The following is an 18,954-nucleotide window of genomic DNA, read 5'->3' as shown; positions in this document are numbered from 1 at the left end:
TCTACTGCGGGAGCCGGCGGGCCGGCGCTGTCGTCAATTCAACGCCAGGGCGCGGGTTCGCCGAACAGGCGGCCCTGGACGCCGTACAGGCCCATCTCGCGGATCACCCGCAATTCCCCTTCGGTTTCCACCCGCTCGGCGATCAGCGGCAGGTCGATGCTGTGGGCGGCGCGCTGGATCGCTTCGATAAACAGGCGCTTGTCGCTTTCCTGATCGATGTCGCGGATGTAGCTGCCGTCGATCTTCAGGTAAGCCAGGCCCAGGCGCGCCAGGTTGCCGATCATGCTGAAACGCCCACCGAAGCGTTGCAGGCTCAGGGAGAAGCCCAGCTCGCGCAGGCGCCGGGTCAGTTGCTCGAGCAGCGCCTGTTCAGGCAGCTGCTCTTCACCGATCTCCAGAGTCAGGCGCGTGCCCAGGTTGGCGTGCTGGCGCAGAATCTCGAACACCTTGTTCAAGGCCTGGGGATCGGCCAGGGTCGCGGCCGACAGGTTCAGCGCCAGGGAGTCCTGGTGCCCGGTCATCTGTTCGACCACCTGTTCGAGCATCAGCAGGTCCAGGCGCGCGGTCCAGCCAAAGCGCTCCAGCCACGGCAGGAAGCGCCCGGCGGCGATGGTCTGGCCCTGTTCGTCGAGCAGCCGTGACAGCACCTTGTAATGCAGCACCAGCGCGGTGTCCCGGGTCGCGACCACCGGCTGGAAGTACAGCTCGAAGCGCTGCTGGCTCAGGGCCCTGTCCAGCAGGGTATGCCAGGCGTGATGATCGTCGCCGATGCTGGCCGCCGCGCCATGGTCCAGGCAGGCCCAGCTCGAGTCGCCCTGAGCTTCGGCCTGGGCCAGGGCCTGGTCGCCCAGGCTCAGCACCGCCTGGGGCGAGTCGCCATGGGCGAAGGGCACCAGGCCGATGGAGGCCACCGAGGCCACATCGGTGGCGCCCGTGGCGTGCAGGCTGGCCAGTGCCTTCTCCAGGTTCTGCGCCAGTTGCAGCGCCTCTTCGTGCACCAGCCCCGGCGCCAGCACGGCAAATTCGCCGCCGCGGATGCGGGTCACCAGGTTGTGGGTTTCCGGATAGCGTGCGCACTCGCGCTGCAATTGTTCGCCCACCGCCTGGAGCAACTGGTCGGTGCGCTGCCCGCCCAGGCGCTGGTTCAGGCCGGTCAGGTCCTTGACCCGCAGCAACAGCAGATAGCCGGAGCTGGCCTGCTCCGGGTTGCTCACCCGGGCGTTGAGCTGCATCTCGAAGTAGCGCCGGTTGGCCAGGCCGGTCAGGTTGTCCTGGTAGGACTCGGCCCGCAGCCTTTCGCTGCGCTCGGCCTGCTCCTGGAACAGCGCCTTGAGCTTCTCGACCATCTGGTTCATCGCCTGCACCACCCGGCGCAGTTCCGGGGTACGCGGCAATTCGGGCAGGCTGAGGAATTCGCGGCGGGCGATGGCGTGGGATTGCTTGACCATGTAGTCCAGCGGCTTGAGCTGGCGGCGCAGCAGCAAGGCCCCCAGCACCGCGCTCACGGCCCCGCACAGCAACAGCCAGGTCAGGCTGCCCAGGGCGCTTTGCCAGAGCTTGGCCACGGCGAACATCGGATGGCTGACCACCTCGACCCGCGCCGCCTGCTGCCAGCCGCGGCTGACCAGGGCATCGCCGCCGGCCGGCTCCAGGCCGATCAGCTTGACGAACCAGTCCGGCACATTGCCGACCTCGGGGGTGCCGTTGCGCTCGACCAGCACCTCTTCGGAAACCTGGTTGACCACCCGGATGCTCGAGTAGTAACCGCTGTCGAAAATCGAGCTGACCAGCAGCTCGACCATCGCCGGGTCATCGATATTCGGGGTCAGGGACAGGGCCAGCGCCGTGGCCGCGTCCTGGGCGTGGGAGCGCAGCTGGTTGACGTACTGGGTCCGCGAGCTCTCCAGGCTGACCATGAAGCTGCCGCTGAAGGCGACCACCAGGAACAGACAGATTGCGATCAACAGTTGTTTGAACAAAGACATCTGAGCTCGTGCTCCTAGTGAGTCGTCTCGACCGGAAAACCTTCGGCCTGCATTTTCTTCAACACGTCCTGCCACCGGGACAGGCGCTTGGTGTCACCGACCTTCTTGTTGCCCTTGGCGCCCGGCAACCACAGCCCCTCGGCGTTGAAGGAGTACACCGGCAGCAGGTCGGTACGCTGGCTGGCCGGCTGGATGGCGTCGACCAGGCTGTCGAGGACCAACGGCATGGCCTCCGGGCTTGAATAGTAGGTCAACACCATGTGCGCGCGATTCTGGCGCAGGGCCTTGACGTAGGTGATGCGCAATTTGTCACTGGAAACCCCCAGGTGGCGCAGGCTGAAATACTTGGCGATCGCATAGTCCTCGCAATCGCCAGCCCCCTTCCACAGGGCCTCGACCGGGGTTTCCCAGTAGTCGACCTGATGCCACAGGTCGATGTCTTCCACGTAACGCATGTGCTTGTTGAAGAACAGGTTGACCACCTTGAGCTGTTCCAGCTCGCTGGCCTGGTTCTGGGTCGCCAGCAGTTGCTGCCAGGCGTCGATGCGCTTCTGCCCTTCGCCCAGCGGCCCGTACAGCGCCGTGGCGCGGCGGCTGATCTGCGAGAAGTCCCAGTCGGCCTGCAGGCTGCCCAGCAACACGCCGGCCAGCAGCAGCGCCGAACACGACCAGCGCAAGGTCCGAGAAAGAGCTAAACGTGCCGCCAAATGCGAAGAGTCCATGGGAACTGTCGGGGTCGAAGGATGGTGCAGGCTGGGCTGGCAAAAGACAATGGCACCTTACAATCACCGCCCTCCGGGAAACGCTAAGCTGAAAGCAGAAACCTGTTCGTTTATCGGCCGGCGCTTGAGCCGCGAGAGGGCTGCCCCGAGAATCGGCGCCGGCAAAATCCGGGACAAGCCCGGCTGGCGCCTGGTTTGACAAGCAACAGGGCGCTATCTAGCGTCCATTGGATCCAAAGCAACATTGAAAACAGGATAGCGTTAACGTGATCGACAAACCGAGACCCTTGAGCAAGATCGCAGTCAGCGGGCCGATCCCCGCCCACCTCGCGCGCTCGGTGATCGAGGAAACCCTGCGTGCGGCGATTCTCGACGGCCGCCTGCCCAGCGGCACGGCGCTGCGCCAGCAGGACCTGGCCGACCTGTTCGGCGTCAGCCGCATGCCGGTGCGCGAAGCCTTGCGCCAGCTCGAAGCGCAATCGCTGCTGCAGGTGGTGCAACACAAGGGCGCGGTGGTCGCCGAACTGATCGGCTACGACGCCGTGGAAACCTACGGCCTGCGGCTGCTGCTGGAACTGGAGGCGCTGCGCCTGTCGATCCCGCTGCTCGACGCCGAGGACATCGCCCAGGCCCGGGGCTATATCGCCCAGTTGGAAAGCGAAACCGACTACGCCGAGCTCGGCCGCCTCAACCGCCTGTTCCACATGGCGCTATACCACCGCGCGCCGAACCAGAAGCTGCTGCGCCTGATCGAGCTCGAGCTGAACGAGGAAGAGCGCTTCCTGCGTTTCCATCTATCCTCCATGGGCCTGGGCAAGCTGACCCAGGACGACCACAACGCCCTGACCGACGCCGCCGAGGCCAAGGACATCGAGCGGGCGCTGGAGATACTGCGCGGCCATCTGGAAAAAGCCGAGATCACCATTCGCCACTACCTCGAGCGGCCCGCCCAGAGCTGAGGCTGTCACGGCGACCACACCGTATCACTCGATAACCGGCACACCGGCTTAAGGAAAAGCAGTGCACGCTCCCAATAAACAATGGCTGATGGTGCTCAACTCCGGCCAGCCAGTACGGACCCGGCTGATCTTCTTTCCGCAGACCGGCGCCGATCCGGAACAGCTGCGCAACTGGTCCGACGGGCTGGCCGGGCATATCGAACTGGTGCTGGTGCGGCTGCCCGGCCACGGCAGCCGCCAGGCCGAACCACTGTTCGACGACTGGCCACCGCTGCTGAGCGAGACCTTCGCCGTGCTACGCCCGCTGCTGGCCGAACCCCATGCGCTGTTCGGCCATGGCCTGGGCGGACAGTTGGCCTACGAGACCGCCAAGTGGGCCCAGGCGCACTACCCCGGGCAGACCCGCCATCTGTTCATTTCCGCCTGCCGCAGCCCGGACAGCCCCGCCTCCCGGCCGCTGTTGCACACCCTGCCGGCCATGGCCTTTCACGCAGCCATGCTGTCGCTGGGCGCCACCCCCACCGAAATCCTCCGCGACCAGGCCAGCCGCGATCGGTACGAAAGGCTGCTGCGTGCCGGTCTGAAGCTGTTCGAGTCCTGGTGCGATCGGTCGAGCGATAACCTCGACATTCCCCTCACCGCCCTCTACGGCAGCGAGGACCCGCTGGCCACCGCCAGCCACATGGCCAACTGGTGCGAGTTCACCCGCCGTGAATTCGAGCTGATCGAGGTGGCCGGCAACCACTGCTTCATCAAGTCCCAGCGCCAGCGCCTGCTGCAGATCATCAATACCCACCTGGGCCTGCTCGGCGAATAGTCCGCGGCGCGCTCTACCATCAGCCTCTCGCCCGCCCCCGCCCGAGCGAACGGCGGCATGGCTCCTGCCTCCATCGCTGCATAGCCCTGCCGACGATGGCTCAGCGGTCGATTTAGGCCCACTCTTGCTGTCGCCGACTGGAAAAGGGACGTGGGCACGGCAACTCGCCCGCGGCACGTCGATCTGCAGCCCCGCGCAAGGAGCCCAATGACTGGAGGACAAGGCCGGGACCGGCTCCCGGATGCGTTCTCCCGGAAAGTCAACGACTGCAACTCAGCATTTGAAAGTTGCTTCGAGTGAGGCATTCACTCAGCGTTAAAAATTCTGACTTATATAAGTTGGAAGGGGCAACCTCATCCCGATAAAACTTGAAACTAAAGTTTTACCGCAACTTGTCGCGCCTTAAAAACAGCCAACTAAAAAGTATTGAAAAAACAACTTGCCCAGAACTTTTCCCTGTACTAGTTTTTTCTTCGCCGGCCTTGAGAAATGTCGAGCACTCGTTCACGAACACCTGGCCAGCTGGCGTTCCAGGCCTGCCCGAAGCAATGCCCGGGCCCCGGCTCCATAACGAATAGACCGGCCAGCGCCAAACAACTTTCGACCCAGCCCATTCAGGTTTGAGGCCCCTGCTCGCCCACAATAAACAAGTACTTATTACAACGCCTGCGAACCGGAACTATCCGGCCAATAAATCGCACTGCAACTTATCCAGACAGGTAGTCCAGATGAACGCCAGCCAAGAACTTCTCGACACCAGGAAAGCCACACTCGGTGCCCACCCGATCTTTGCCGAGATCAACACACTCGCGGTGCTGCAACGCTTCATGCAGACCCATGTTTTCGCCGTGTGGGACTTCATGTCGCTGACCAAGCGCCTGCAACAGGAACTGACCTGCACCGGCCTGCCCTGGCTACCGCCGCAAGACCCCGGCGCGGCGCGGCTGATCAATGAGATCGTGCTCGGCGAGGAGTCTGACGAGCGCCCCGGCCAGGGCTATTACAGCCACTTCGAGCTGTACCTGGATGCCATGCGCGAAGTCGGCGCCGCCACCCGGCCCGTGGAACGCTTCGTGGCCCTGCAGCGCACAGGCGTGGGCTTCGACCTCGCCCTGCACAGCGTCGACGCCGCCCCAGCCGCCCGCGCCTTTGTCCGCCAGACCCTGCACACCGCCGTGCAGGCCCCGGTCCATTGCGTGGCGGCAGCGTTCCTGCATGGCCGGGAAAGCGTCATCCCGCGGATGTTCCAACGCCTGCTCGACGATTGGGGCATCGGCATCGAACAGGCACCGACCTTTCGCTACTACCTGCAACGCCATATCGAGGTCGACTCCAACGCCCACGGCCCGGCCGCGCAACGGTTGCTGGAACGGCTGGTGGACGGCGACCCGCAGCGCCAGCGGGAGGTGTACGCCGCCGCCATCGCCGCGGTGGACAGCCGCATCGCCCTGTGGGACGGGCTGCGCCTGAGCATGGCCGAACCGGCAATCGGGGTGAGTGCATGAACGCCCTCGACTACCAGTCCTTCGCCGACACCTGGGAAGAGCGTGCGACCATCCGCACCCGCCCGCGGCGCCTGCTGGAGGACGACGACCAGCTGATCTACCCCCTGAGCCGCCAGCCCCTGGTGCACAGCCGCAGCTTTCTCGAACACTGCGCCCACCTGCGGGACTTCGTGCTGGTGCAGAGCCTCTACAAGTTCATCAACGACGTGGTGATCTTCGAGACCGAGCTGGTGGACAAGACGGCCCGGAGCATCGCCAAGGGCCGCTTCGCCATCGCCTTCCCCTTCGCCTGCCGCTACGACGCCATGACCGTGGTGGTGGACGAGGACTACCACGCGCTGGTGGCGATGGACTTCATGCAGCAGACCATCGCCCTGAGCGGCATCGAGCCCATCGAGCTGCCCCGGGAGATCGAGCTCAGCCGCGCCATCCCCGCCGCCCTGGAGCGGGCGCCCGACCACCTGCGCGACGCGGTGGAGCTGATCTGCGTGGCCATCGCCGAAAACACCGTGACCAACGATGTCGCCGCCTTCGCCAAGGACGACACGGTCAAGCAGTCGATCAAGGGCCTGATGGCCGACCACCTGCAGGATGAAGGGCGGCATTCGGGGTTCTGGTCGCGGCTGGTGCGCATCTATTGGCAAGGCGCCAGCGACACCGACCGCCAGCAGATCGCCCAGGTGCTGCCGGTGTTCATCGCCCAGTACCTGACCAACGACATCCAGCAGCGCTTCGACCTGCACTTGATCGAGCAACTGCCAGTCGCCGCGCCGGTCCGCCAGGCGCTGCGCGAAGAAGCGACCGGCCTGGCCTACCCGATCCACCGCCATCACCCGCTGATCGCCAACATCCTGCGCTTCTTCCGCAGCAGTTCGATGCTCGACTCGGCCTGCGTCCGGGACGCCCTGGCCGATTACCTGCCCTAACGGAGGGATCCGAACATGAGACGCCTCGATATTGTGTTGACGGGCCGCAGCCAGGCCCTGAACGAACTGGCCCTGGAGCTGGAGCGCCATGGCCATCTGTTGCAGCGCCTGGACGCGCCGCAGGCCGTCGCCAGCGGGCGCACGCCCGACCTGCTGATCGACGATGGCAGCCTGAGGGATGCGCCCCGGCTCGCGGCGGACACGGCGCGGCTGCACCTGCGCATCGCCCTGATCGCCCAGCCGGCGCCCGGGCTGCCCCAGGTGCGCCTGTTCCTGCGGTACGGCGCCCGGCTGATCGAGCAGGCGACCCTGCCCCTGGAAGCCAGCGGCAATGGCCAGGCCCTGCGCGGCAGCGCCGTGGCCCGGCTGGTCGCCAGCAGCGTCCGGCTGGTCAGTGGTTTTTCCCGTAGCTCGGCGTTTTTCCAGCAGCTCGCGCCACTGGCCGAGCCCGCCGAACCGCTGCTGGGCCTGGAGCACCTGGACGCGCTGGCATTCGAGCACCGGCACAACCAGCAAGCTGCGCCGGCGCTGCTGCGGGAGATGCAGGTGCCGATCGCCCGGCGCCTCGACCAGAGCCTGCTGGCCTTCGCCCAGCGCCCGGCCCTGAATATCCAGGGCATCGACTACAGCTACCGGACGCTGCACCGCATGAGCCGCCACCTGCAGCGGCAGATGCTGCGGCTCCTGCCGGTGGGCCCCGGGCAAGCGCCGGTGATCGGCCTCTGCCTGCCCAAGTCGGCGGCGCTGTATGCCGCCCTTCTCGCGACCCTCGGCTGTGGCGCGGTATACCTGCCCCTGGACCCGGAGCACCCGGCGCAACGGCGGCGCTACATTCTCGACAACGCCGGCGCGGCCCTGCTGCTGCACGACGGCAGCGCCGACCTGGGCGACCTGGAGCTGGCGCAACTCGATGTGCGCCCGCTGCTGCAGGCCACGGCCGACGACAACCGGCCGCTGCTGTGCCAGGCGCAGGCGCCAGAAGCGCCCTGCGTGGCGATCTACACCTCGGGCACCACCGGCCAGCCCAAGGGCGTGTTGCTCAGCCAGGGCAACCTCAGCCACTTCTGCGCCTGGTACAGCCAGCATGTCGGGCTCAACGAGCACAGCCGGGTACTGCAGTTCTCCACTATCGGCTTCGACGCCTCGCTGCTGGATATCCTGCCCACCTTCCTCTGCGGCGCGCTGCTGGTGGTGCCCGATCAGGATCAGCGGCGCGACCCCAAGCAATTGCTCGCCCTGCTGCAGCGCCAGCGGGTCAGCCATGCCTTCCTGCCGCCGGCGCTGCTGAGCATCCTGCCCCTGGACCAGCCCCTGGGGCTGCAACACCTGGTGACCGGCGGCGACGTCTGCGAACCCTTTGTCATCCAGCGCCTCGCCGACCAGTGCACGCTGCACAACATCTACGGCCCGACGGAAACCACGGTGCTGGCCACCACCCGCCGCCTGCGGGCCGACGACAACCCGCGCAACCTCGGCCTGCCCATTGCCAACAGCCAGGTGCTGATCCTCGACGAGCAGCTGCAACCGGTGCCCGAGCGCACCCCCGGCGAGCTGTACCTGGCCGGGCCGGGCGTCGGCCTCGGCTACCTGAACCATCCGCAGTTGAGCGCCGAACGCTACCTGAGCCTGGCACTGCCGGACGGCCGCCGGCTGCGGGTCTACCGCACCGGGGATATCGGCCAGTGGACCGACAGCGGCATCGAGATCTGCGGGCGGCGGGACAATCAGGTGAAGATCCGCGGGTTCCGGGTCGAGCCCGAGGAAATCGAACACTGCCTGCGCGACAGCCGCTTGTTCCGCCAAGTGGCGGTGGTGATCGACAAGCAGCGCCGGATCCTCGCCTACCTGGCCCAGCCGAGCTCCCCCGGCGACACGCTGCAGGCCCTGACCGAGCAGATGCGCCAGCGCTTGCCGGACTACATGCAACCCAGCGCCTACATCGAGCTGCCAAGCATGCCGTACACCGCCAATGGCAAGGTCGACCGCCGCGCCCTGCTGGAACTGCCGCGTCCACCATGCCGCCACCGGCCACGGCGCCCGCCCCGGAACGCCCATGAGCAGCGCCTGCTGGCGCTGTGGGCCGAACTGCTGGAACTGCCGGCCGACGACATCGGCACCGACGACAGCTTCTTCAACCTCGGCGGCCACTCGATCCTGCTGTCGCGCCTGCTGCTGGCGGTTCGCGAACAGTTCGGCCGAGGCCCGTCGATCAACCGCTTCATCGAGGCGCCGACCCTGGTCAACCTGGCGACCCTGATCGACGGCGCCGCCCACGACGCCCCGGACAGCCGCCTCGACCCGGTGTTCGCCGACGCCAATGCCGAGTTCCAGCTGCAGGTACTACCGGCCAGCCGGCTGGGCGACGTGCGCAAGGTGGTGGTTACCGGCGCCAACAGTTTTCTCGGCGTGCACATCGTCCAGGCCCTGCTGGAAGAGGGTGCCAGCGAGGTGGCGTGCCTGGTGCGGGAAACGCCCACGCAAACGGCCGTCGAGCGGTTCGCCCAGGCCCTGCGCGACAACCGCCTGGAGCCTATGGACCCGAGCCGGGTCCGGGTGCATGCCGCCGACCTCGGCCAGCCCCGGCTGGGGCTGGCGCCTGATGTGTACGAACACATCGACCGCGAGTACGGCGCGCTGGTGCACAACGCCGCCAACGTCAACCACGTGCTGGACTACCCGGCCCTGGTGCGCGACAACGTCGAGCCGCTGTTCGAGTGCCTGCGCCTGTGCGAAGGGCGCAGCAAGAAGCTCTTCAACTTCGTCTCGACCCTGTCCGCCTCCAGCAGCGTCGACGCCCAGGGCCGAGTGCTGGAACAGCCCCCCGCGGCCACCCCGCCGATTTACCTGCGCAACGGCTACAACCTGTCCAAGTGGGTCGGCGAGCGGATCCTGCAACGGGCCTGCGAACAGGGGGTGTGGGTCAATCTCTATCGCCCGGGCAACATCAGCTTCAACAGCCGGACCGGGGTCTGCCAGCCCCACCGCAACCGCCTGATGCTGATGCTCAAGGGTTCGCTGCAACTGGGCCAGGTGCCGCAACTGGCGATGAACTTCGACCTGATGCCGGTGGACTTCCTCGCCCGCTTCATCGCCTTCCACGCCAGCCGTTATCAGCCAGCCCAGGCGGTCTTCAACCTGCACAACCCGCGACCCTTGAGCTGGGAGGCCTATGTCGCCTCGTTTCGCGAGGCCGGGCGCGAGTTCCGCATGGTCAGCGTCGCCGACTGGCAGCGCCAACTGGCCCGGGTCGACCGCGACAACGCGCTGTTCGGCGTCCTCGGCTTCTACCTCAACGGCTTCGAGGAAGACATCGGCGACATCTCGCGGATCGGCCACGCCAACGCCGAGGCCGGGGTGCGGCGCATGGGCGCCGACTACCCGCCCAAGGACCCGGCGCTGCTGCGCAAGGGCTGCCAGTACCTGCAAGACATCCACTTCATCTGAACCCGACCCACGCTGGAGTACGCCATGAACAACCTGCAACCCGACACCCTGATCAAGAACCCGCAAGCCTGCGAAGTCGTATCCACGGTGGACATCGGCGCCGACGCCCGCAGCGTCTGGGCCATAGTCGGCGACTTCGCCGGCTTCCCGGCCTTCATTCCGGCGCTGTCGCACATCGAGATGACCGGCGAAGGCGTGCGCTCGGTGCGCAAGAAGTTCTTCCACGACGGCCATATCGTGATCGAACAACTCAACTCCCGGGACGACCAGGCGCGGTACATGACCTGGAGCCTGATCTACGACACCCTGGGCATCGGCAACCTGTGGGCGGCCATGAGCGTCGAAGCCTTGCCCGGCGCACGGGCCCGCGCCACCTGGCGCATCGTCGCCGACCCGGCCGAGGGGGGCGCCGAGCTCACGGCGTTCCAGGGCTTCCTGCAGGGCTTTGCCGATGAGGCGCTGGGGAATGTGCGGAGGATGTTCGAGTAAGCCCGGGGCCGCTCGCTCCAGCAGGGTCGTGACAATCCGTGGCGGCGAGCTGACGGGCAAAAAAAACGCGATGTGGTCAGGCAGACCGCATCGCGTTTTTTGTGCAGCTCGCCGATCAGATCTTGAAGCTGTCCACCAGTTGCTTCAGGCGGTTGGCCTGCAGGGACAGGGCATCGCAATCCTTCAGGGTTTCGTTGAGGTTGGCCACGCCCTGCTGGTTCAGCAGGTTGATCTGGCTGATGTCGGCGTTGAGGGTTTCCACCACGGCGGTCTGCTCCTCGGTGGCGGCGGCTACCGACTGGTTCATGCCGTCGATCTCGGTGATCCGCTGGGTCACGCTGACCAGCCGAGAACCGGCCTGGTTGGCCACCTCGACGCTCTCCTCGCTGGACGCCTGGCTGGCGTTCATGGTCGACACCGCTTCGCGGGAGCCGATCTGCAGCGAGGTGATCATCTTGTGGATCTCCTCGGCCGATTCCTGGGTGCGATGGGCCAGGTTGCGGACCTCGTCGGCCACCACGGCAAAACCGCGACCGGCTTCACCGGCGCGCGCCGCTTCGATGGCCGCGTTGAGCGCCAGCAGGTTGGTCTGCTGGGAGATGCCTTTGATCACATCGAGGATGTGGCCGATGTTGTCGGTGCTGGCGTTCAGGGTTTCGATCTGGGTGCAGGACAGGCTGATCTTCTGCGACAGTTCGGTCATCGCCTGGATGGTCTGCTCCACCACCTGACGGCCATCGTCGGCCTGTTCGCTGGCGCCGCTGGCGTGCTGCGAGGCATCGGCGGCGTTACGGGCGATTTCCTGGGTCGCGGCGCCCAGCTGGTTGATCGCCGCGGCCACGCTGTTGGTGCGGGCGCTCTGCTCGTCGGAACCGATGATCGACGCATTGGAGGACGCCATCACCCGCTGGGACAGGTCGTGCACCTGGCGGGTGGCCGAGGACACTTCGGAAATCGACGCGTGGATACGTTCCACGAACTGGTTGAACGAACCGCCCAGCTCGCCGAACTCGTCCTTGGTCTCCACCACCAGGCGCCGGGTCAGGTCGCCCTCGCCCTGGGCGATGTCCTGCATCGCACGGCCCATGGTCGTCAGCGGACGCATCAGCACCTGGATCAGCAGGCTCAGCAGCACGGCAATCGCGGCCACGGCGATGAACATCGCCAGCAGCGCCGAGGTGCGGAACTTGCCCAGTGGGGCATAGGCCTTTTCACGGTCGATGGACAGGCCGATGTACCACTCGGCATTCGGCAGGCCGGTCACCGGCGTGAAGGACAGGATGCGCTGCTCGCCGTTGAGCACCACGTCCTGGGTGCCCTTCTGGATGTGCACGTTGGCACCCGGGTAGATGTCCTTGAGGTTCTTCATCACCTGGTCCTTGTCCGGGCTGACGATCACCTGCCCCTCGGAGCTGACCAGGAACGCATGGCCCAGGCCGCCGAAGTCCACCGAGTTGATGATCTTCACCAGGGTTTCCAGGCTCAGGTCGCCCCCCACCACGCCCAGCAGTTGGCCGTTCTTTTTCACCGGCATGGCGATGGTCACCACCAGGCCGCCGACAGCCGCCATGTAAGGCGGGGTCAGCATGGTCTTGTCGGCCGCCACGGCCTGCTTGTACCAAGGGCGCTGACGCGGGTCGTAGCCGTCGGGCATCTTCGCGTCAGGCCGCTGGGTGAACACGCCGTTGGCCTGGCCCACGTAGGTGAACTGGAAGTTCGAGGTGAACGCCGGTTGGTCCACCAGCCCCGGGAAATCGGCGTTGGCGCCCTGGTGCGCGACGTTCTGCGAGAGGTTCTCCAGCACCAGGATGCGCCCGCTCATCCAGTTCTGGACGCTGCTGGACGTGAGGTCACCCGCCTGCTCGATGGAAGATTCGAGGTTCTGGTCGATGGTGTTCCGCTGCAGGTAGTCGTTGTACAAAGTGAACAACGCGAAAGCCAGAACCACTACACCAGAGGCGGCCAAAAGGATTTTATGGCTGAACTTGAGATTCATGTCATGGGACTTCTTATGCCGAAAGTGGGGATGCGTACGGGATGCAACTTTCCGTGTAACAGCGCAGGCGGTGTTCTACGGCCGCTCTACTTTGGTGCACGCATGGGTCTCACTGTCTGTCGGCACAAGAAGGATAAATCTTAGCGATTTGTCAGAAATGTACGCTTTATCTGCAAAAAAACTGCTGAACGGCAATTTAGAGCGCTCGCGTCGGGCTTTTCCAGAGGCCGACGCCCCCCAACTGTTGCAAAATCCAAACCCCTTGATGACAATGCGACTAATTATCATTTGTGACACCCGGGCAGTCGCATCCATGTCATCACCTGAGTTCGCGGTACAGGCGCTGTACAGCCACCACCATGGCTGGCTCAACACATGGTTGCGCAGCCGGTTGGGCAATGCCGCCGATGCGGCCGACCTGGCGCAGGACACCTTCGTCCGGCTGTTGCAGCGCACCGAACGCCTCGAACTCAAGTCCCCCCGCGCCTTCCTGCGGACCATCGCCCGCGGCCTGGTGATCGACCACTGGCGCCGCGAGGAGATCGAACGCGCCTACCTGGAAACCATCGCCCATCTGCCGCCAGCCGAGGTCCCCAGCGAGGAAGCCCGCGCCCTGGTGCTGGAGCTGCTGGAAAGCATTGCGCGCCTGCTCGAAGGCCTGAAGCCGAAAGTACGCCAGGCGTTTCTCCTGGCCCAGTGCGAAGGCCTGACTCACAAGCAGATCGCCGAACAGATGGGGCTGTCCCTGCGCTCGGTGGAACGCTACGTGGCCGATGCGCTGTTCCACTGCTACCTGCTGCGCTACGAGGCTTGAGCCCTGTGGATAACCCATCGCTCAACCGGTGCCGCGCCCCGGACCCCAGGCATCTGGTGGTCAAGCAGGCTATCCACTGGACGCTGCGCCTGCGCAACAGCGCCGATAACCCCCGGCTGCTGCAGCAATGCGACACCTGGCGCGCAGCCCATCACGAACACGAGCAGGCCTGGCAGCGGGTGCAGTCGCTGCAGCAGGAACTGCACGGCCAGCTGCGGGCCGTGCCGGGCGCCCAGGTGGCCTTCGATACCCTGGAAAACAGCGCCCAGCGCCTGGGCCGGCGCCAGGCCCTGAAACTGCTCGGCGGCGTCATGCTGCTGGGCTCAGCCGCCTGGCTGGGCAAGGAGCAACTGGCCTGGCAGCAATGGAACGCCGACTTCGCCACCGCCACCGGCGAACGCCGCGGCTTCCAGTTGCCCGATGGCACCCGCCTGGAACTCAACACCGACAGCGCCGCCGACCTGGACTTCAATGCCCGGCAGCGCTTGATCAAGCTCAGCCGTGGGGAAATCATGCTGACCTGCGGGCCAGACCCGCAGGCGGACACCACCAGGCCGTTGCTGGTACGGACTCGCCATGGGCTGTTCGAAGGTGTCGATGCGCGCTTCGTGGTGCGCCTGGAGGGCGACTGCACGCGCCTGAGCGTCACGGCCGGCAGCGTCACCATTCATGCGCCGCACAGCCCGCCGACCCGGGTCCAGGCCGGGCAAAACTATCGGGTCAGCGCCTCCCAGGCCGTGCCGGTGCCGCCGCTGGATATGGACGTGGGCGCCTGGGCCGACGGGCTGATCGTTACCCGCAACATGCGCCTGGCGGACTTTATCCAGGAGGTCGGGCGTTATCGCCACGGCTACCTGGGCTGCGCCGACGAGATCGGCGAGCTGCGCCTGTCTGGCGTCTACCGCCTGGAGGACACCGACAAACTGCTGGCGGTCCTCCCGCAAACCCTGCCCGTGCGCCTGCGTTATCGCACCCGCTGGTGGGTGACCCTGGAACGTCTCGCCTGAGGCGGTGCCATTCGTTGATTTTTTTTGGCGGCTTTTTCCCTCGAGTCCGGCTTGGACAGTAAGCACTTCCCTTTGCCTTCAGCGACTCGACGGAACCCTTTCATGACTGTGCGTAGCAACCTTCGCGATTCCTCCTCTGCCCTGCGCCACGCCGTGGGTGCGGCCCTGCTTTCTTCGGTGCAGTTCTCTTCAGTGCTATGCGTCGCGGCACTGCCTTGCCTGGCGCAGGCGGCAGAGGCAAGCCTGAGCCATAGCTACAACATTCCCGGCGGCGCCCTGAGCGAGGTCCTCAACCGCTTCGCCCGCGAGGCCGGCATCACCTTGTCGATGACCCCGGCGCAGCTCCAGGGGCGCCAGTCCGCCGGCCTGAAGGGCGACTGCTCGACCGACCAGGCCCTGAGCCGGCTGCTCGACGGTTCCGGCCTGGAAGCGGTGAGCCAGGACGGCAGCAGCTATGTCCTGCGGGCCTTGCCCGAGGGCGGTGCCCTGGCGCTGCCGACCACCGACATCAAGGGGTTCGCCCTGGGCAATGCCTTGGGCAGCATGGAAGGCTACAACGCCACCCACAGCCAGATCGCCACCAAGACCAGTACCGCGCTGCTGGAAACCTCCCAGAGCGTGTCCGTGGTGACTCGCGAGCAAATGGACGACCAAGGTTCGCAGACCGTGTCCCAGGCCATGCGCTACACCCCCGGCGTGCTGACCAATCCCTACGGCGCGACCCACCGATACGACTACGTGGCCATGCGCGGCTTCAACGACGGTTCGGTGGACAACATCTACCTCGACGGCCTCAAATCCATGGGCGACAGCGGCACCTACAGCACCATGCAGGTCGATCCGTACTTCCTGGAGCGGGTGGATATCCTCAAGGGCCCGTCGTCGGTGCTGTATGGCCGCAGCTCCCCGGGCGGCCTGGTGGCGCTGACCAGCAAGAAGCCGCTGTACGAGCCCTACCACCAGATCCAGGCCACGGTCGGCACCCAGGGCCAGCGCGGCATGGGTTTCGACTTCAGCGGCCCACTGGACGGCGACAAACGCATCGCCTACCGCCTGACCGGGCTGGCGGACCGGTCTGACACTCAGTTCGACCACAACAAGGAAAAGCGCTACGCCCTGGCGCCGACGCTGAGCATCGACTTCAGCGACGACACCTCGCTGACCCTGCAGGCGTACCTGCAGCACGATCCGGACGGCGGCTACCACAGCGGCATGCCGGCCGACGGCGCCTTGCATCCGCGCAACGGCCAGCGCATTTCCGAACATTTCTTCGAAGGCGAGCCGGGCATCGACCGCTACCGGCGCGACCAGCAGTCGTTCGGTTATCAGTTCGAGCATCGCTTCAACGATGTCTTCACCGCACGGCAGAACTTCCGCTACCTGGACTCCAAGGTGAAGCTGGACCAGGTCTACGGCTATGGCTGGACCACACCGACCAGCAATGAGCTGAACCGCTACTACACCGGCGGCGACGAGCAGCTGCATGCGTTCATCGTCGACAACATGCTGCAGGCCGAATTTCTCACCGGCGCGACCAAACACACGGTGCTGCTGGGCGCGGACTACCAGCGGCGCAAGACAGTGGTGGACTGGACCAGCGGCTCGGTGGCGCCGATCAATGCGTTCGATCCGGTCTACGGCAACTCGGCCATCACTTACTACGACCCGCTGAGCTACCTGCGCCGCCTCGAGCAGACCGGCGTCTACCTGCAAGACCTGATCGAGATGGACCAGTGGCGCTTCTCCCTGGGCCTGCGCCAGGACTGGGTGGAGACCTCGGACGAGAACCGCCTGGCCGAAGCCGCGCGCCCGCTGGGCACCGAGATCAACGACAAACGCACCAAGCTGACCGGGCGCGCGGGGGTGCTGTACCTGTTCGACAACGGCCTGGCGCCGTACATCAGCTATTCCGAATCCTTCAACCCCAACTCCTACGCAGACAGCGCCGGCAATCCGCTGGCACCGACCGATGGCACGCAGTGGGAGCTGGGCCTGAAGTACCAGCCACCGGGCACGGACGACCTGTACACCGCGTCCCTGTTCCGCATCGACCAGGAAAACCTCGCCACCAAGCTGCCCCAGGAAAACTTCTACCGCGCGGTCGGCGCCGTACGTTCCCAAGGCCTGGAGCTGGAAGCGCACCTGCAACTGAACGACAACCTCAAGCTGCTCGGCAGCTACACCTTCACCGATATCGAGTACTCGAAGTCGATGATCAGCACCCTCAGCACCGCCACCGACATCATCGAGAACAAGGGCAACTCACCAACCCAGGCCCCGCGCCACATGGCCTCGCTCTGGGCCGACTACCGGTTCGACAGCGCGGCGCTCGACGGTCTGCGCCTGGGCGGCGGCGTGCGTTATGTGGGCTACAGCTGGGCGGATGCGGAGAACACCATGAAGGTACCGTCCTACACGCTATTCGATGCTTCCGTCGGCTATGACCTGGGCAAGGTCGGCCTGAAGGGCGTGGATGTGCGACTCAATGCCAACAACCTGACCAACGAATCCTATATCGCCTCCTGTGCCAGCCTGAGCTTCTGCTACATGGGCGAGGAGCGTAACGTCGCGGCCACCGTCAGCTATCAGTTCTGATCTTTTGTCGACTCCCCCAAAGCCAGCGCCTGCGCTGGCTTTGTCGTTTCCACGGGACAATTCCATGCGCGCAATCCTGGTTCTACTGCATCGTTATATCGGCCTGGCCACGGCGGTATTTCTCCTGCTGGCAGGGCTGACCGGCAGCCTGCTGGCCTTCCATCACGAGCTGGACGAATGGCTCAACCCTGGTTTCTACAAAGCCTCCACCGAGGGTCGAGCGCTACCGCCTGGAACCCTGGTCGACCAGGTGCAGGCGCAGCATCCGCGCCTGCAGGTCTGGTACATGGAGTACCCCAACGAGCGCGGGCATACCTCGCTGCTGGCCGCGGTGCCCCGCAACGATCCAGCCACGGGCAAGCCGTTCGACGAGCCCAACCAGGTGTTCTATCTGGACCCGGTCAGTGGCGAGCAGACTGGCCAGCGGTTCTGGGGCGCCTGCTGTTTTCAGCAGGAAAACCTGATCCCCTTCATGCTTGAGTTCCACTACAACCTGACGTTGCCGGGTAATTGGGGTTTGCTGTTGATGGGGCTGGTGGCCATCTTCTGGGTCATCGACTGCTTCATCGCCTTGTTCCTCACCCTGCCCCGCGGCCGGCCGTTCTGGAAGAAGTGGTCGACCGCCTGGAAGATCAAGGGCGGGCATGCCTATCGCCTCACCATGGATCTGCATCGGGCGAGCGGTTTATGGCTGTGGTTACTGCTGCTGCCGATCGCCATCAGCAGCGTGGCGATGAACCTGCCGAGCCAAGTGTTCAAGCCGGTGGTGTCCCTGTTCTCGCCGATCGAACCGAGCGTCTATGAGGCCCGTGGGCGCATGCCCAGCGATCGGTTGGGGGTTACCCGACTCAGCTATCAACAGGCGTATGAGCGGGCTCGGGAGGAAGGCCAGCGGCTGGGCCTGACTGCGGCGATCGGCGAGCTGTATTACAGCTTCGAATACAACTTCTATGGCGCCGGCTTCGGGCAGCACGATACCGAGGCGCAGGGTAAGTCGTGGCTGTTCTTCCACGGTACGAATGGGCGCCTGCTGGGGCAGGAGATCGCCGGGCAAGGCACCCTGGGCGAACGCTTCTATCGGCTGCAGCTACCGATCCATGGGGGGCGGATCATCGGCCTTACCGGGCAAGTGTTGATTGCGGTGTTGGGGTTGGTGATTGCGCTGCTGTCCGTCACCGGGATCTACATCTGGTGGCGTAAGTGGCAGGCTCGCAGAAGCAGCAGACTGCGTCAGCGATGAAGGGGAGACAGGGCGGAGGGGGCGCTCTGTTGTTCAGTGGCGTGCCGCTGGGGGATTACCTCCAGCGGGTGTCCTGGAAACCAGGCTTGAAGGTAAGCCACGGGGTTTTCGGACGTGCAAAAACAAAACCCCAACTGCTTTCGCAGTTGGGGTTTCGGAATTCAATCTTGACGATGACCTACTCTCACATGGGGAAACCCCACACTACCATCGGCGATGCATCGTTTCACTTCTGAGTTCGGGATGGGATCAGGTGGTTCCAATGCTCTATGGTCGTCAAGAAATTCTGTGGCCGGACCGTTGGCTCAAGGGCCGAACGTGCCAGCAAAATCAGTAACTTCTACAAAAACAAAACCCCACTTGCTTTCGCAATTGGGGTTTCGGAATTTAATCTTGACGATGACCTACTCTCACATGGGGAAACCCCACACTACCATCGGCGATGCATCGTTTCA

At 65.1% G+C, this 18,954-nt stretch carries 13 protein-coding genes, 1 rRNA gene and 1 pseudogene; 10 read left to right on the top strand and 5 right to left on the bottom strand.

The genetic code is table 11. The features are described from left to right. Positions 1-38: 38 nt before the first annotated feature. Both lapD and lapG read right to left on the bottom strand, forming a co-directional pair. Positions 39-1,985 (bottom strand): cyclic di-GMP receptor LapD, encoded by a 1,947-nt coding sequence (gene lapD / locus ACQKQA_RS03790; protein WP_427553687.1) that lies wholly within the window; start codon positions 1,983-1,985, stop codon positions 39-41. A 14-nt stretch (positions 1,986-1,999) separates the two neighbouring features. Next, a complete protein-coding gene (lapG, locus tag ACQKQA_RS03785) occupies positions 2,000-2,692 on the bottom strand; it encodes a cysteine protease LapG (protein ID WP_427553685.1) in 693 nt (230 codons plus the stop codon). A 281-nt stretch (positions 2,693-2,973) separates the two neighbouring features. Here lapG and ACQKQA_RS03780 point away from each other — a divergent pair, with 281 nt between their 5' ends. From ACQKQA_RS03780 to ACQKQA_RS03755, 6 genes are all read left to right on the top strand, one after another. Then, on the top strand, positions 2,974-3,666 hold the full coding sequence (locus ACQKQA_RS03780) for a GntR family transcriptional regulator (RefSeq protein WP_427553683.1): 693 nt from the start codon (positions 2,974-2,976) through the stop codon (positions 3,664-3,666). Positions 3,667-3,727: 61 nt separating this feature from the next. After that, the gene (locus ACQKQA_RS03775; protein ID WP_427553681.1) at positions 3,728-4,483 is read left to right on the top strand and encodes a thioesterase II family protein; all 756 of its coding nucleotides are present in this window, start codon (positions 3,728-3,730) and stop codon (positions 4,481-4,483) included. Between the two features lie 728 nt (positions 4,484-5,211). Next, positions 5,212-5,988, top strand: coding sequence for a DUF3050 domain-containing protein (locus tag ACQKQA_RS03770; RefSeq protein WP_427553679.1), 777 nt, complete (start codon positions 5,212-5,214; stop codon positions 5,986-5,988). Continuing rightward, positions 5,985-6,914, top strand: coding sequence for a diiron oxygenase (locus tag ACQKQA_RS03765; protein WP_427553677.1), 930 nt, complete (start codon positions 5,985-5,987; stop codon positions 6,912-6,914). The genes ACQKQA_RS03770 and ACQKQA_RS03765 overlap by 4 nt, the downstream gene beginning before the upstream one ends. A gap of 15 nt (positions 6,915-6,929) precedes the next feature. Further along, positions 6,930-10,358, top strand: coding sequence for an amino acid adenylation domain-containing protein (locus ACQKQA_RS03760; protein WP_427553675.1), 3,429 nt, complete (start codon positions 6,930-6,932; stop codon positions 10,356-10,358). A gap of 24 nt (positions 10,359-10,382) precedes the next feature. Beyond that, positions 10,383-10,847: an SRPBCC family protein gene (locus ACQKQA_RS03755; protein ID WP_427553673.1), complete on the top strand. Its 465-nt coding sequence runs from the start codon at positions 10,383-10,385 to the stop codon at positions 10,845-10,847. Positions 10,848-10,962: 115 nt separating this feature from the next. Here the strand turns inward: ACQKQA_RS03755 and ACQKQA_RS03750 are convergent, their stop codons facing one another. Beyond that, entirely contained in the window at positions 10,963-11,748 is a 786-nt protein-coding gene (locus ACQKQA_RS03750) for a methyl-accepting chemotaxis protein (protein WP_427553876.1), read from the bottom strand. A gap of 69 nt (positions 11,749-11,817) precedes the next feature. Beyond that, positions 11,818-12,843, bottom strand: a pseudogene (locus ACQKQA_RS03745) (HAMP domain-containing protein); the annotation flags it as partial. Positions 12,844-13,156: 313 nt separating this feature from the next. Here ACQKQA_RS03745 and ACQKQA_RS03740 point away from each other — a divergent pair. From ACQKQA_RS03740 to ACQKQA_RS03725, 4 genes are all read left to right on the top strand, one after another. Then, a complete protein-coding gene (locus ACQKQA_RS03740) occupies positions 13,157-13,657 on the top strand; it encodes a sigma-70 family RNA polymerase sigma factor (protein WP_427553671.1) in 501 nt (166 codons plus the stop codon). Between the two features lie 5 nt (positions 13,658-13,662). Next, complete coding sequence (locus ACQKQA_RS03735; RefSeq protein WP_427553669.1) at positions 13,663-14,664, top strand: FecR domain-containing protein; 1,002 nt, start codon at positions 13,663-13,665, stop codon at positions 14,662-14,664. Positions 14,665-14,766: 102 nt separating this feature from the next. Continuing rightward, a complete protein-coding gene (locus tag ACQKQA_RS03730; protein ID WP_427553667.1) occupies positions 14,767-17,259 on the top strand; it encodes a TonB-dependent siderophore receptor in 2,493 nt (830 codons plus the stop codon). Between the two features lie 64 nt (positions 17,260-17,323). Continuing rightward, a complete protein-coding gene (locus ACQKQA_RS03725; RefSeq protein ID WP_427553665.1) occupies positions 17,324-18,499 on the top strand; it encodes a PepSY-associated TM helix domain-containing protein in 1,176 nt (391 codons plus the stop codon). Between the two features lie 165 nt (positions 18,500-18,664). Here the strand turns inward: ACQKQA_RS03725 and rrf are convergent. Further along, positions 18,665-18,780, bottom strand: a 5S ribosomal RNA gene (gene rrf, locus ACQKQA_RS03720). Between the last annotated feature and the right edge of the window lie 174 nt (positions 18,781-18,954).

The sequence above is a fragment of the Pseudomonas sp. NPDC089530 genome (assembly GCF_050280705.1).
Taxonomy (GTDB): Bacteria; Pseudomonadota; Gammaproteobacteria; order Pseudomonadales; family Pseudomonadaceae; genus Aquipseudomonas.
This window is presented reverse-complemented; position numbering and strand designations above follow the sequence as displayed.